The 14,357-nt window shown below is 65.7% G+C and carries 13 protein-coding genes; 7 read left to right on the plus strand and 6 right to left on the minus strand.

The features are described 5' to 3' along the window. Genes arsB through ACT2BZ_RS09100 form a run of 3 tightly spaced genes read right to left on the minus strand, consistent with a single transcriptional unit; the run spans nt 1 to nt 1,946 of the window. Complete coding sequence (gene arsB, locus ACT2BZ_RS09090) at nt 1-1,083, minus strand: ACR3 family arsenite efflux transporter (RefSeq protein WP_457940582.1); 1,083 nt, start codon at nt 1,081-1,083, stop codon at nt 1-3. A 9-nt stretch (nt 1,084-1,092) separates the two neighbouring features. After that, complete coding sequence (locus tag ACT2BZ_RS09095) at nt 1,093-1,602, minus strand: arsenate reductase ArsC (protein ID WP_457940583.1); 510 nt, start codon at nt 1,600-1,602, stop codon at nt 1,093-1,095. Further along, a complete protein-coding gene (locus ACT2BZ_RS09100; RefSeq protein WP_457940584.1) occupies nt 1,599-1,946 on the minus strand; it encodes an ArsR/SmtB family transcription factor in 348 nt (115 codons plus the stop codon). Before ACT2BZ_RS09100 ends, ACT2BZ_RS09095 begins: the two co-directional genes overlap by 4 nt. 166 nt (nt 1,947-2,112) lie before the next feature. On the opposite strand from ACT2BZ_RS09100, the gene cls reads away from it, so the two are divergent. Continuing rightward, on the plus strand, nt 2,113-3,549 hold the full coding sequence (gene cls, locus ACT2BZ_RS09105) for a cardiolipin synthase (RefSeq protein ID WP_457940585.1): 1,437 nt from the start codon (nt 2,113-2,115) through the stop codon (nt 3,547-3,549). Nucleotides 3,550-3,659: 110 nt separating this feature from the next. Here the strand turns inward: cls and ACT2BZ_RS09110 are convergent, their stop codons facing one another. Continuing rightward, nucleotides 3,660-4,034 (minus strand): response regulator transcription factor, encoded by a 375-nt coding sequence (locus ACT2BZ_RS09110; RefSeq protein WP_457940586.1) that lies wholly within the window; start codon nt 4,032-4,034, stop codon nt 3,660-3,662. 256 nt (nt 4,035-4,290) lie between these two features. On the opposite strand from ACT2BZ_RS09110, the gene ACT2BZ_RS09115 reads away from it, so the two are divergent. The 5 genes from ACT2BZ_RS09115 (at nt 4,291) to ACT2BZ_RS09135 (ending at nt 11,173) form a co-directional block, all read left to right on the plus strand. Beyond that, on the plus strand, nt 4,291-6,120 hold the full coding sequence (locus tag ACT2BZ_RS09115) for a sensor histidine kinase (protein ID WP_457940587.1): 1,830 nt from the start codon (nt 4,291-4,293) through the stop codon (nt 6,118-6,120). Then, a complete protein-coding gene (locus ACT2BZ_RS09120; RefSeq protein ID WP_457940588.1) occupies nt 6,117-7,454 on the plus strand; it encodes a sigma-54-dependent transcriptional regulator in 1,338 nt (445 codons plus the stop codon). Before ACT2BZ_RS09115 ends, ACT2BZ_RS09120 begins: the two co-directional genes overlap by 4 nt. Nucleotides 7,455-7,739: 285 nt before the next feature. After that, nucleotides 7,740-8,747 carry a DctP family TRAP transporter solute-binding subunit gene (locus ACT2BZ_RS09125; protein ID WP_457940590.1) on the plus strand — a complete coding sequence of 336 codons (1,008 nt, stop codon included), beginning with the start codon at nt 7,740-7,742 and terminating at the stop codon, nt 8,745-8,747. A 100-nt stretch (nt 8,748-8,847) separates the two neighbouring features. Next, nucleotides 8,848-9,543, plus strand: a complete 696-nt coding sequence (locus tag ACT2BZ_RS09130) for a TRAP transporter small permease (RefSeq protein WP_457940591.1) — start codon at nt 8,848-8,850, stop codon at nt 9,541-9,543. 10 nt (nt 9,544-9,553) lie between these two features. Next, nucleotides 9,554-11,173 carry a TRAP transporter large permease gene (locus tag ACT2BZ_RS09135; protein WP_457940592.1) on the plus strand — a complete coding sequence of 540 codons (1,620 nt, stop codon included), beginning with the start codon at nt 9,554-9,556 and terminating at the stop codon, nt 11,171-11,173. 20 nt (nt 11,174-11,193) lie between these two features. On the opposite strand, the gene ACT2BZ_RS09140 is transcribed toward ACT2BZ_RS09135, so the two are convergent. Next, on the minus strand, nt 11,194-11,949 hold the full coding sequence (locus tag ACT2BZ_RS09140; protein WP_457940593.1) for an FkbM family methyltransferase: 756 nt from the start codon (nt 11,947-11,949) through the stop codon (nt 11,194-11,196). A 43-nt stretch (nt 11,950-11,992) separates the two neighbouring features. Next, nucleotides 11,993-13,054, minus strand: coding sequence for a glycosyltransferase family 2 protein (locus ACT2BZ_RS09145; RefSeq protein WP_457940595.1), 1,062 nt, complete (start codon nt 13,052-13,054; stop codon nt 11,993-11,995). 75 nt (nt 13,055-13,129) lie between these two features. Between ACT2BZ_RS09145 and ACT2BZ_RS09150 the strand changes: the two genes are divergently transcribed. Continuing rightward, nucleotides 13,130-14,323, plus strand: a complete 1,194-nt coding sequence (locus ACT2BZ_RS09150) for a glycosyltransferase (RefSeq protein ID WP_457940596.1) — start codon at nt 13,130-13,132, stop codon at nt 14,321-14,323. The last annotated feature ends 34 nt before the right edge of the window (nt 14,324-14,357 follow it).

A 14,357-nucleotide genomic window follows, 5' to 3' on the forward strand; every position in this document is an offset into this window, starting at 1 on the left:
TCAGCCTTTCGGGAACCAGTGTTGCGTGCGGTTGGCGAAGGCGACCAGCGACAGCATGACAGGCACTTCGACCAGCACGCCGACCACGGTCGCAAGGGCGGCGCCGGAGTTCAGTCCGAACAGGCTGATCGCTACGGCCACCGCCAGTTCGAAGAAGTTCGAGGTGCCGATGAGCGCGCAGGGTGCCGCGACGTTGAAGGGGACCTTCCAGGCCTTCGCCGCCGCATAGGTGATCGCGAAAATGCCGTAGGACTGAAGGATCAGCGGCACGGCGATCAGCACGATGAGCATGGGGTTGGCGAGGATCACGGTGCCCTGGAATCCGAACAGCAGCACCACTGTCGCCAGCAATCCGACTACCGACACCGGCTTCAGCCGGCCGGTGAATTCCGACACCGCCGCCTCGGCGGTCTTGCCGCCGCCGGCGCGCCCGATCAGCCAGCTTCGGGTGATCGCGCCCGCGACGAGCGGTATGACCACGTAGAGCACGGTCGAGAGGATAAGGGTCGCCCATGGCACCGTAATGTCGGTCACGCCCAGCAACAGGGCGACGATCGGGGCGAAGGCGAAGATCATGATGACGTCATTCACCGACACCTGCACCAGCGTGTAGGTCGCGTCGCCGCGCGTCATCTGGCTCCAGACGAACACCATTGCCGTGCAGGGAGCCGCGCCGAGCAGGATCAGCCCGGCAATGTACTGCTGGGCGTCAGCCGGCGCTATCCACGGCGCGAAGACATAGTTGAAGAACAGCACGCCAAGCGCCGCCATGGTGAACGGCTTGATCAGCCAGTTGACGACAATCGTCAGCGCCAGGCCCTTCGGCCGGTCGCCGATGTGGCGCAGGCTGGCGAAATCGACATTGACCATCATCGGGAAGACCATCGCCCAGATCAGCACGGCGACGACGAGGTTCACGGAGGCGAACTCGAGTCCGGCCAGGAAGCCGAACACGCCCGGCATCAGGGTGCCGAGCGCGATGCCGGCGGCGATGCAGAGCGCGACCCAGACCGAGAGCCATTTCTCGAAGAAGCCGATGGATGGCGCAGCGATCTTGCGCGCCGGATAGGCGTGGTCAGTCATGTGTAGTCCTTAGCCGGCTTTTGGAAGTTCTGCGCCGATCTCGTCCAGGCGCTTCTGCAGGGCGAGCCTGTCGAGCATGTTCATCGGCAGGCTGGTGAAGATCGAGATGCGGCTGTTGAGCATGCGGTATGTGTCGGCAAAGGCGAAATGCTTCTCGGCTTCCGTTCCCTCTGCGGCTGCCGGGTCCGGCACGCCCCAATGCGCGGTCATCGGCTGGCCGGGCCATACCGGACAGGCCTCCATCGCGGCATTGTCGCAGACGGTGAAGACGAAATGCATCTGCGGCGCGCCGGGTGTTGCGAATTCCTCCCAGCTCTTCGAGCGGGCGAAGGACGTATCGTGGTTGAGGCTCTTCAGCAGCTGGAGCGCACAGGGATGAACCTCGCCCTTGGGTTGCGAGCCGGCCGAGTATGCCTTGAAGCGGCCCTGCCCGACCCGGTTGAGGATGGCTTCGGCGAGAATCGACCGGGCCGAATTGCCGGTGCATAGAAACAGGACGTTGAAAGGTTCTGCGGTCATGTCATTTCCTCCTGGCAATCGCAGATGACGGCATCGATGACGGGCCGGCAGAGCTCCGGCGACCCGTTGCAGCAATCTTCCATCAGGTAGGCCAACAGGTCGCGAAAGCCGGTCATGTCGGCGCTGTAGCGTACGCTGCGGCCGTCGCGGCTGGCGCGCACCAGCCCGGCATGGGTCAGAATCTTGAGATGCGAGGACATGGTGTTCTGGACGGTGCCAAGGCGGGTCGCGATCTCGCCCGCCGGCATGCCTTCGGCGCCCGCCTTGACCAGCAGCCGGAAGGTTTCAAGGCGCGTGTCCTGGCCGAGGGAAGCCAAGGCGGCGAGGGCGGTGGTCTTGTTCATATATCCAGAAATCTCGATTAATTGATTCCACCAGTAGCAGCCCTTTTCCGCAATGGGAAGGGGCAGGAGCGGGAATCTTGTCAGTACATGCTGATTTGCGCGGCCGCCCGCGCGGCCCCCCGGCTGCCGTTGACGATATGGGGCAATCCCGGTCTAACTCCGGCGCATGGAGACGCTGCTCAGTTCATCGCTCTACGGCATCCTGCTCACCATGGCGGACCTCGCCGTGATGGCGCGGATCCTGCTGCGGCCCAACCGCGATCCGGCCTCCCGCATCGCGTGGCTCGTCGTCGTCGGCGCCGTGCCGGTGATGGGCATCATGATCTACGTGCTCTTCGGCGAGGTCAGCATCGGCCGCAGACGAGTCAGACGCATGCGTGACGTGCTGGCGCGGCTGCCGAAGGCGACCGAACATGGCACGCCGGCGCCGGTTCCCGACCACTACGCCAGCCTTTTCCAGCTCGGCCATTCCATCGGCGGCTTCCGGCCGGTCGGCGGCAATGCGGCGCGGCTGCTCGCCGATTCCAACGCCACCATCGATGCGATGGTGGCCGACATCGACGCTGCCACCGATCATGTCCACCTGCTGTTCTACATCTGGCTTGCCGACAATAACGGCCGCAAGGTGATCGAGGCGCTGATCCGCGCCGCCGGGCGGGGCGTCACCTGCCGGGCGATGGCCGACGACCTCGGCTCGCGCGCCCTGATCCGCTCCGAGCACTGGCAGGCGATGCGCCGCGCTGGCGTCCGGCTCGCGTCGGGACTGCCGATCGGCAACCCGCTTCTGCGCCCCTTTGCCGGCCGCATCGATCTGCGCAACCACCGCAAGATCGTCGTCATCGACGGCACCATCACCTATTGCGGCAGCCAGAACTGCGCCGACCCCGAGTTTCTGGTCAAGGCGCGTTTCGCGCCCTGGGTCGACGCGGTGGTCCGCTTCGAGGGTCCGATCGCGCGCCAGAACCAGGTCCTGTTCGCCAGCGACTGGATGGCCGGCGTCGACGAGGATATCGGCGATCTGCTGCACGTCCCCGCGCCGCAGCCGGCGTCCGGCGCCATGCCGGCCCAGGTGGTCGGCACTGGCCCGACCGTGCGCCCCGCTGCCATGCGCGAGCTCTTTGCCTCGCTGATGTTTTCCGCGCGCCGCGAGATCGTCATCAGCACGCCCTATTACGTGCCCGACGAGGCGTTGCAGGACGCGATCTGCACATCGGCCTATCGCGGCGTCGAAACGACGCTGATCGTGCCGGCGCTGAACGACTCGCGCATCGTCAGCGCCGCCAGCCGCAGCTACTACGCCGAGCTGATCGCAGCCGGGGTGAAGCTCTACGAGTTTTCCGGCGGCCTGCTGCACGCCAAGACTTTGACGGTCGACGGCGAACTGACGCTGATCGGCTCGGCCAACATGGATCGCCGCAGCCTCGACCTGAACTACGAGAACAACATTTTGGTGCACGACGCCGAGCTGACCGCTGCGCTGCGTGCGCGCCAGGCCGACTATGTCGGGCGCTCGACCCGCGTCACCCGGGAGGCGGTCGAGGCCTGGCCGATGACGCGCCGCCTGTGGAACAACGCCATCGCGACGCTCGGCCCGCTGTTCTGACGGGCATGCAGACCGTGGCGTTCCGCAACGCGGCGACGTGCGATTCGGCAAGAAGTTCAGCTGGCGTTGAGAAAAGAAGCCGGCAAATGGATTGCGTGGCCGGCCCGGTTCTATTCGGCGGCGCGCAGCGCCTGCTCGATCGCCTCGACCATTTCCCGTCCCTCGAAGGGCTTGCTGAGAAAGCCGATCGCGCCGGCGCTCATCGCCTTGCGGCGGACGCGTTCCTCCGGGAAGGCGGTGATGAAGATCATCGGTATGCCGTTGCCCAGCGAGCGCAGCCTGGCCTGGAGGTCGATCCCGCTCATGCCCGGCATCTGAACGTCCGAAATCACGCAATCGGCGTCGCGCAGCCTCGGTGAATTGAGAAAGGCCTCGGCGGAATCGAAGGTGCTGGTCTCGAAGCCGAGCGACCTGACGAGGCTGGCGGTCGCCGTCCGAACGGACTCATCGTCATCGATGATCGAGATCATCGCGGGCTGGCGCACAATGGCAATCCTTTGGGTTCGTCTGTCTGAGCAAAGGCGCACGCCTCACTTTCGGTTCCAGCTATCCTCAAACTTCGCCAATCCCGCAATCATATCAAGGTTTGTATAGTCGGCTGGCTTGATCTCCGTCCCCGGGGCCGTGCGGCGCCGGACAGGGCGAAGCGGCGATCTCTTGGCCGTTGGCTCCGCAGGCCCTAACATGGCCCGCCGGCGCGCGGCAGCGTGCCGGATCCGCTGTCGATCCGCCTGGAGGAACATGACGCAAATGCCCGGTACGCCGGCTGTCGAGACCGATGTGCGGCGCCGCTACGCCAGGCTAGAGCGCGTCGTCATCCTGGTGATCGCGCTGGTCGGCCTGGCTGTCGCCTGGCTGGCACAGTCGGTTGTCGCGGATCGGGCGCACCACACGGTTTTCGCCACCGCGCGCGAAGCGCTCGCGCTGCAGACCGAGACGCTGTCGGGCGTACTCGAGAAATACCGGCTGCTGCCGCCGCTGCTGTCGCATCGCAACGACATCATCAACGTCTTCGCCGATGCCAACGCGCCGGGAGGCATGCAGGCCGCGCATGAAATGGCGCTGGAGATCGCCGGCTATTCGGGCGCCATGGATGTCGCCTTCGCCGGGCCGTTTGGCCGCGTCTTCGCGTCGGCCCGAGGCATCTTCGACAATTCGCGCCTCAACGAGGAAGCACTGCTCGAGGCCGCGCGCCAGGGCAGGCTCGGCCGCGAATCGCTGTCGCCGCAGGAGCATGAACGTGCCTATGTCTTCGCCTCGGCTGTCCGGCGCGGCAACGCGCTCATCGGCGTTATCGCCATCTATGTGCGCATGGACCAGATCGAGCAGACCTGGGCGCTGTCGGCAAATCCGATCGCGGTGACCGGCCTGGATGGCAGCATATTCATCTCCAACCGTCCGGCCTGGCAGGGCCACCAGCTCTTCGGCGGCGGCGATGCGCTGTTTGCGGAGGAGGGTGCGGGCGAAGGCCGCACGGTCAGCCTGGCCGCCGGCGACGGTCCCAGCTATCTGGCGGCCAGCCGTCCTTTGCCCCTGATGGGATGGACGCTGCACGTGCTTGCCGACCGGAGCGCGGTCGTGTCGGCGCAGCTTTCCGCTGTCCTCATCACCGTCCTTGCGGCACTGCTCGCCGGCAGTCTCGCCTTCTTCTTCGTCAAGCGGCGCGAGGCCACCGAGCTCAGGCAATTGCGCGCGGACGCCAGCGCACAGCGGCTGGAAAACCTCGTGCGCGAGCGCACCGCCGACCTGACCGAGGTCAATGCCGCGCTGGCCCACGAGGTCAAGGAGCGCACCGAGGCCGAGGAACAGCTGCGCAAGACCCAGGCCGAACTCATCCAGGCCGCCAAGCTCGCCGCGCTCGGGCAGATGTCGGCGACGCTCAGCCACGAGTACAACCAGCCGCTGGCGGCGATCCGCACCTATGCCGACAACGCCGCCGAGTTCCTGGCGCGCGGCAAGGCCGCGGCCGCCACGGACGCCGTCGCGCGCATCGCCGGGCTCGTCGACCGCATGTCCGAACTGTCGCGCACGCTTTTGTCTTTTGCCCGCAAGCCCGGCACGACGGTCGAGGACGTGCTGATCGCTCCCGTTATCGACGAGGCTCTGATGCTGGCCGGCCCGCGCGCCCGCAAGGCCGGCGTCGCAATCCGCCAGGAAGGCGTGCTGCCGGGCGTGGCGGTGCGCGGCGGCCATGTCCGGCTGACGCAGGTCGTCGTCAACCTCGTCAACAACGCCGTTGACGCGCTCACCGGAATAGGTTCGAAAGCCGCGGTCGACAATCCCGAGATCGTTGTCCGGCTGTCCCGCCGGCGTTCGCGCATCGCGCTCAGCGTCGAGGACAACGGACCGGGGATTCCCGAAGAGGTGCACGAGCGCATGTTCGAACCGTTCTATTCGACCAAGGGCGTCGGCGAAGGCCTCGGTATCGGCCTGTCGATCGTCTACAACATCGTTCGCGAGTTCGACGGCTCGGTCAGCGTGACCGAACGACCCGGCGGCGGCGCCATCGTCACCGTGCTTCTCGCGCCCGCCCGTCAGGCCGCGTTGCGCAAGCTTGCCAAGGCATCATGAGCGAAGCGCGCGTCCTGCTCGTCGACGACGACGACGACCTTCGCCCGGCCCTCGTTCAGGGGCTTGAGATCGAGGGTCTCGATGTCGACGCCTTTGCGCGCGCCGAGGACGCGCTGCCGCGCGTTACCCGCGACCTCTATGGCGTCGTCGTCAGTGACATCCGCATGCCGGGCACCGACGGCATGGCATTGCTGCGCCAGGTGCTCGAGATCGACCCGGCCATGCCGGTCGTGCTGATCACCGGCCATGGCGAGGTGGCGCTCGCCGTCGAGGCGATGCGCGACGGCGCCTATGATTTCATCGAGAAACCATTCCCGGTTCGCCGGCTCACCACCGTCGTGCAGCGGGCTATCGAGAAGCGCCGGCTGGTGCTCGAGAACCGCCTATTGCGCGAGAGCCTCGATGCCTCCGGCGACCTCGGCTCGCGGCTCGTCGGCCGCAATCCGGCGATGGCCCGGCTGCGCGAAGAGATACTGGCGCTCGCCGATACCGACGCCGACGTGCTGGTGCTCGGCGAGACCGGCAGCGGCAAGGAGGTGGTGGCGCGCGCCCTGCACGATTTCGGCGGCCGTTCGAAGGGCAACTTCGTCGCCATCAATTGCGGCGCCCTGCCGCGCGATATCTTCGAGAGCGAGCTGTTCGGCCATGAGGCCGGCGCCTTCACCGGCGCGCAGAAGCAGCGCATCGGCAAGCTGGAACATGCCGACAAGGGCACCGTCTTCCTCGACGAGATCGAATCGATGCCGCTCGACCTGCAGGTCAAGCTTCTGCGCACCATCGAGCACCGCACGATCGAGCGACTCGGCTCCAACAAGTCGATCCCGCTCGACGTGCGCTTCATTGCCGCCACCAAGGCCGATCTGCAGGAGGAGAGCCGGGCCAAGCGCTTCCGCGCCGACCTGTTCTACCGGCTCAACGTCGCGCGGCTGCGCATTCCGCCGCTGCGCGAGCGCAAGGACGACATTCCGCTGCTGTTTGCGCATCTGGCGCGCGAGGCGCGGGCGCGCTACCGCCGCGACATGCCGCAGATGACGCCGGCGCTGGAAGCAGCGCTCACCGGCAACGACTGGCCGGGCAATGTCCGCGAATTGCGCAACGCCGCCGACCGCTGGGTGCTCGGCCTGTGGCGCGGCGTCTCGGCGGGCGATGGCCAGGCCGAGGACGGCGACAGCCTTGCGCAGCGGCTGGCCGCCTTCGAGAAGTCGGTCATCGAGACGGAACTGGCCCGCCATGGCGGCCGCCAGAAGGAGACCTACGAGGCGCTCGGTATTTCCCGCAAGGGGCTCTACGACAAGATGCGCAAGCTGGGCATCCGCGCGGGCGAAGGCGGGTAGAATCCTACCCATTCAGCGGCGCCGATGGGTCGAACCGGTGACATGGCGCAGGCGTCTCGCCGCGTTCCGGGCACTGCATCGCCATGCAAAGACCGGAAAACCGCCGGATATCCCGCCCCGACGAAGATTTCTGCCACTTGGCACGTGCCTTGCGATACATTCGGCGGATTGCCGCGAGGAGCGGCGTCTCGGGGAGGAAATCGTCCATCAGCGACGGGCATGCACCGCGTGCCGCCGCCCTGACGAATGAAGTGAGCGGGCCAGGCCCGCCAGTGGAGGACTGTCATGAAGAAACTTCTCGGCGCCGTCTCGGCGCTATCGCTCACCCTGTTCGCCGGCCAGGCACTTGCCTCCGACGGCTGCGACAGCGGCGAAATGGTCATCAAGTTCAGCCACGTGGTTGCCGAAAAGGGCCACCCGAAGGGCGAGGCCGCCAAGAAGCTGGCCGAGCGCGTCAACAAGGAGATGGAAGGCACCGCCTGCATGGAGGTGTTCCCGAACTCCACCCTGTTCGACGACGACAAGGTGATGGAAGCGCTGCTGCTCGGCGACGTCCAGCTCGCCGCGCCGTCGCTGTCGAAGTTTGAGGCCTATACGCTGAAGTATCGCCTCTTCGACCTGCCCTTCCTGTTCGCCAGCCTGAAGGACGTCGATACCTTCGGCTCGTCGGACACCGGCAAGGAGATGCTGAAGAGTGCCGAATCCGCCGGCTACACCGGCCTCGGCTACTGGCTCTCGGGCCTCAAGCAGTTCTCGGCAAAGAAGCCGCTGCTGATGCCCACCGACGCAAACGGCCTGAAGTTCCGCATCCAGACCTCCGACGTGGCCGATGCCATGATCGAGGCAATCGGCGGTTCGGCCCAGAAGCTCGCCTTCAAGGAAGTCTATGGCGCGCTCCAGACCGGCGTTGTGGACGGTCAGGAAAACTCGTGGTGCAACATCTACACCCAGAAGTTCTTCGAGGTGCAGGACGGCATCACCGAGACCAACCACCAGACGCTGGCCTACCTGCTGGTCACCTCCTCCGAGTGGCTGAACGGCCTGGATCCCGCGGTGCGTGACCAGTTCATCAAGATCGTCGATGAGGAAACCGCCGCCGCCAATGCCGACGTCGGCAACAAGGAGGCGACCTGCCGCCAGAACATCCTCGACGCCGGCGGCACCATCCGCGAACTCGACCCGGCGCAGCGCCAGGCCTGGGTTGACGTGATGAAGCCGGTTTGGGCCAAGTTCGAGGGCGACATCGGTACCGATGCCATCGCCGCCGCCGTGGCGGTTGGCGCCAGCAACTGATAGGCTCATGACCTTCCCGCGCGGCGCACGGGCGCCGCGCGGGCAACCATAAGAGGTCCGCGCCATTGGATGCGGCCGCTGCGTTAGGGGGAGGATACCGATGGCACTGCTGATGCCGGCGTTTCTGCTTGTCCTGCTTGTCGTCCTGCTCTTCCTCGCCGAACGACGCTGGCCCGCCGGCGTGGATCGCTTCGAGGAGAACGTGCTTGCCGCGCTCCTCGCCATCATAACGCTCGTCTCCTTCGTCCAGGTCGTGATGCGCTACGGCTTCAACACCGGCTGGTCGGGCGCGCTCGAATTCACCCGCATCATGTTCGCCTGGATGATCCTGTTCGGCATGGGCTTCGGCATCAAGCGCAGCGTCCATCTCGGCGTCGACGCCTTCATCCGCATGCTGCCGCCCGGGCCTTTCCGCGTTGTCGCCCTGTTCGGCGCCTTCGCCACCTTCCTCTATGCCTTCCTGCTGCTCTATGCAGCCTGGCTGTCGATCATCGGCATCAATGTCAGCACCAACTGGCGCCAGACCGGCGCCATCGGCTACTGGACCTTCATGTTCCAGCAGGGCACCGGGCTGGACGATCTGCGCTATCCCGAAGTCCTGCAGAACCTGTTCGGCCTGCAGGAGCGCGTCCACCGCTGGCTCGCCTATGTCATGCTGCCGATCGGCCTCGCGCTGCTCGCCTACCGCAGCCTCGAGGCGATGCTGGCGATCTGGCGCGGCGAGCGCGAGCTCGTCATTGCCGGCCACGAGGCTGAAGAGCTCGTCGCCGAAAACAAAGACATCCTGAAGGACTGAGGGCGCAACCATGGAAGCCGCAATCCTCTTCGTCCTCGTCCTGTTCCTGCTCTTCGCGGGCGTGCCGGTCGCCATCTCGCTCGGCCTGTCGTCGCTGATCCTGATTGCGGTGTTCTCGCAGGACTCCATGTCCTCGGTCGCGCTGCAGCTCTTCACCGCCTCGCAGAACTACACGCTGCTGGCGATCCCCTTCTTCGTGCTCGCCTCGGCCTTCATGTCGACCGGCGGTGTCGCCGCGCGCATCATCCGTTTCGCCATCGCCTCGGTCGGCCACATTCGCGGCGGCCTGGCCATTGCCTCGGTGCTGGCCTGCATGCTGTTTGCCGCGCTGTCCGGCTCCTCGCCGGCAACCGTCGTCGCCATCGGCACCATCGCCATCGCCGGCATGCGCAAGGTCGGCTACACGCGCGAGTTCGCCGCCGGCATCATCGCCAATGCGGGCACGCTGGGCATCCTCATCCCGCCTTCCATCGTCATGGTGGTCTACTCGGCCGCCACCGACGTGTCGGTCGGCCGCATGTTCCTGGCCGGCGTCGTGCCGGGCATCGTCGCCGGGCTGATGCTGATGGGTACCATCTACGTCATGGCGCGGGTAAAGAACCTTCCGGCCGAACCCTGGCACGGCTTCGGCGAGATTATCGCCGGCGGCAAGGAGGCGGGCTGGGGCCTGTTCCTGATCATCATCATCCTCGGCGGCATCTATGGCGGCGTCTTCACGCCGACCGAGGCCGCTGCGGTCGCGGCCGTCTATGCCTGGTTCGTCGCGCTGTTCATCTACCGCGACATGGGGCCGCTCGCCGGCATCCGCTGGATTCAGGACACCGACGCCAAGCGCGCCCGCGTCGGCTTCTCGTCGCTGGTCTATGCCGTCGCCTTCTTCTTCGTCTGGATGATCCTGTCCTTCTTCGTCGCCGGCGAGTGGGAAGGCGTCACCGGCACCGGGCGCGCACTGGTCGGCCTGGTCCTCTCGCTCGCCATCATGGTCGCCTATGCGCTGTGGCGCGACCGCGAGTCCAACCCGCTCAACATTCCCGGCTACCTGGTTGCCGGTCTGCCGATCTGGGGCCGCAATTTCGGGCAGATCGGCCGGGCCCTGCCGCGCATGTTCTTCAACGACGACACCCGCAAGGTGCTGGTCGACGCATCCAAGACGACGATCATGCTGATGTTCATCATCGTCAACGCGCTGCTCTTCGCGCATGTGCTGACGTCCGAGCGCATTCCCGATGCCATCACCGACATGATGCTCGGCTATGGCTTCAACTGGTTCACCTTCCTGATCGCGGTCAACGTGCTGCTGCTCCTCGGCGGCCAGTTCATGGAACCCTCTGGCCTGCTGCTGATCGTCGCGCCAGTTGTCTTCCCGATCGCCATGGAGCTCGGCATCGACCCGGTGCATCTGGGCATCATCATGGTGGTCAACATGGAGATCGGCATGATCACGCCGCCGATCGGGCTGAACCTCTTCGTCACCTCCGGCATCACCGGCATGAGCCTGATCCAGGTCGTGCGCGCGGCGCTGCCCTTCGTGGCCGTGCTCTTCGTCTTCCTGATCATCGTCACCTACGTGCCGGTGCTGTCCACCTGGCTTCCCTACAGCCTGATGGGCCCGGAGATCGTCACCCGCTGACAAGGCATCGCGGCCGGCTGCTAGCCGGCCGCATCCTGCCGCACATAATAGGCGTCGTAGTGCTCGTCCGGGCCGGCCCGGGAAATCTCCACGAAGCCCTCAGATGCCAGCAGCGCCAGCAGTCCCGCCTTGCCGTCGCCGGCCAGGTTGTGCTCGGAGACCTCGATGATGATCGCCTTGATCGCCGGATAGAACCGCGTCTGTCGCAGGATCGAAAGCACCGCCGCCTCGCTGCCCTCGACGTCGATCTTGGCCAGGATGTCGCCTTGCGGCTCGCCGACCAGCCGGTCCAGTTCGGTCGCGCCTATCGCCCTGGCCCGAACAGTGCCCGGGCCTCGTTGCGGCATCACCTTCGACATGCCCGAATGGGCTGGATCATGGGACAGTTCGACATGACCGCCGGCAGCGCTGATGGCGCAGCAGTGGGCGGTGACCTTTGCCGCACTGTTGCGCTCGAGATTGGCGCGCAGGCTGGCGAAGACGGAAGGCAGGGGCTCGAAGGCCAGCGCCCTTCGGCAGAGCGGCTGGCGGTCGGCAATCAGGCTGAACAGGCCGAGATTGGCGCCGATGTCGAGAAACAGGAACTCGCGCCCGTAGCCCGCGATCCGCTCGGCGACGAACGGGCCATAGCCTGTCAGGCAGAGCTCGAAGGTGCGGTCGTCCGGCGTGTCGAGAAGCAGCGGGCCATAGACCGATCTCCGGAACGCAGGCCCCGACGGGTTGAGCAGCCGACGGGCGGCGTCGGATAGTTGCCTGGCGACGCGCGAAGCTCTCATGCGTATCGGCGCTCCTGTTTGTCGGACGGTCGCATGGGCAGAGCTATCTCAGGATCCGGGGACGCAGCGGGCGCGGCAGGCATGTTGCTAGGCGATGGATGCGCCGGCGCATCGGCGTTGCCCAGTCACCCAGCAGTCGGTGCGCATCGGCATTGGCAGCGATCAGTTCGAAAGCCTCGGCCCACCCGATATGGTTGACCAGCAGCCGCCCCATCAGGCGCCGTGGGATCAGCGGTTCGAGATCGGGTGCGACGGCGCACCATCGCTCTGCGAGCGCCGCTCGGACTGCCTTATCGGTCGCCTCCGGCGCCAATCCCATGCGGCAGGCGTCGCCAAGAAGTCGCTGATGAGCCCAACCGTTGTTCGAGTGCAGCCGATAGCTTCCAAGCACGTGCTCGATCCGGACGGTCCCGCCAAGCATATGGGCAGCCGGCGCAAGATACGCGTCGGCGCAATGCCGGATCCGGTCAGTGTCGAGAGGGCGGATGGCCTGGATCGCGTCACGCCGGAACATCATCCCCGACGTGGTCGACCAGCGCCACTTTGGCACCAGCCGATTGACGAAGACGAGCGTGTCGCCGCCTTCTTGAACCTCGTGGAAGAGTTTGCGACCTCGACCCGTTTGGCGCATGTCACCGTCGCGAAACATCGGCAAGCCGCCTGCCACGATTGTGTTGGTGTCATCGATAATGTCCGCGTCCGACGACGAGATCGCCCTGATGCCGTTCCTGCTGAGATGAGCCCTGACGTGCCGTTCGATGAAGTCTCGGCTCCAGACGTCGTCCGCATCGAGAAATGCCACGAAAGGCGAACTCGTTGCATCAAACCCCTGCATCATGGTCGTCATCTGGCCGCCATTGGCCGTCCGCTCCAGGAAGCGAAAACGATCATCTCTCATCTCCGCCAGCACTGCCCGGATTCTCTCCCGGGAGCCGTCGGACGACACATCGTCGATCACAACACATTCGAAATCGACGTGGCTCTGCGACGCGACCGACCGGATTGCCGCCTCGACGAATTCCGCCTGATTATAGCAACCTACGATGACGGCGACGCGAGGGCTTCGTGTGAAGGAGGTAAATGGATAGGGAGCTTGATGAGTCATGTTCTTGGTTGCGGATGGTGGGGTACATCGGAGAGGATTACTTGAGTCTCACGGCGGAGGCGATACACCAACCTGATGATCCATAGCCGATCGAAATCTTCGTGCGACCAGTCGGGCCGACAACGAACCCCCGCTGACGACCTTGCGTCCGATCTCGGATTTCGTCCGCCCACGTCCAACGAACTGACCCGCATCCTGTTGCGTCACGCGAAGTCGGGCTTCAGAAGGCGCCGGCCCTTCTCGAGAGCGACCATTCTCCAGTCGAGCCTGATCTCCGCCGATCCGTTCATCGCCTACTCCGGCATCACCCAGGCGCCGCTCGGACTGGCGAGCGAGCTGCCGTGGCGGTGGCGAAACCGCAACGCGTGGTTCCTGCTGTCGCCGACCTGGTCCCTCGAGGGCAACTTCTTCGCCAAGGCCCTGCGCGGCTATGCCGTCATGCACCGCCTGTTCAATCCCTGGCATCGCCTGGTTTTCCTGTGCAACACCGAACAGGAGGTCGCGCAGATGCAGGAGGTCGGCGAGGCGGCGCTCTTTCACATCAAGACATCGGTCGTCTCCGAGCATGTCTTTCGACCGCTGGACGATGTCCCGGTCGAGTTCGATGCGATCTACAATGCCCAGTTGCGTCCGTGGAAACGCCACGAACTCAGCCTCGGCGTCGAACGATGCGCCTTCCTCTACTACCGGGATGAGACCGGTCCCAACACGGCACGCGACGAGGCAGCCCTGATCGCCGGCCACACCGCCCGCGCACCGGGGCACGTCTTCATCAACCGGTTGGACGAACAGGGCTTCGCCGTCCGGCTGGCGCCGGACGAGGTCAATGCAGAGCTCAACCGCGCGTCTGTCGGCCTGTGCCTTTCGGAAGTTGAGGGGCCGATGTTCGCCAGCATCGAATACCTTCTTGCCGGGTTGCCGGTCATCTCGACGCCGAGCCGCGGCGGCCGGCAGCACTTTCTCGACAATGACTACTGCCTGACCGTCGACCCCGACCCGCGATCGGTCGCGGGCGCGGTCGGGGCCCTGCGGGCGCGGCAGATACCAAGGGAATATGTCCGCCAGCAGACGCTTGAGCGGATGCGGCCGCAGCGACAGGCCTTCATCGACCTCCTGAACCGCATCCTCGCAGAGGCGGGCTCTGACCGCACGATAGTCACGCCCTGGCCGTTCCGGCGTCCGGTCATCATGCAATGGCGCCGAAGGGGCAGAACGGTCTGCCGGGCGCTTGCCGGCGAAGTGGACGCTTTCCACGTGCCCGAGGATTGACGGCTATCCGCCGGGTTGCCCACCGACTCTGCCG

It is taken from the genome of Mesorhizobium sp. 10J20-29 (genome assembly GCF_054130485.1).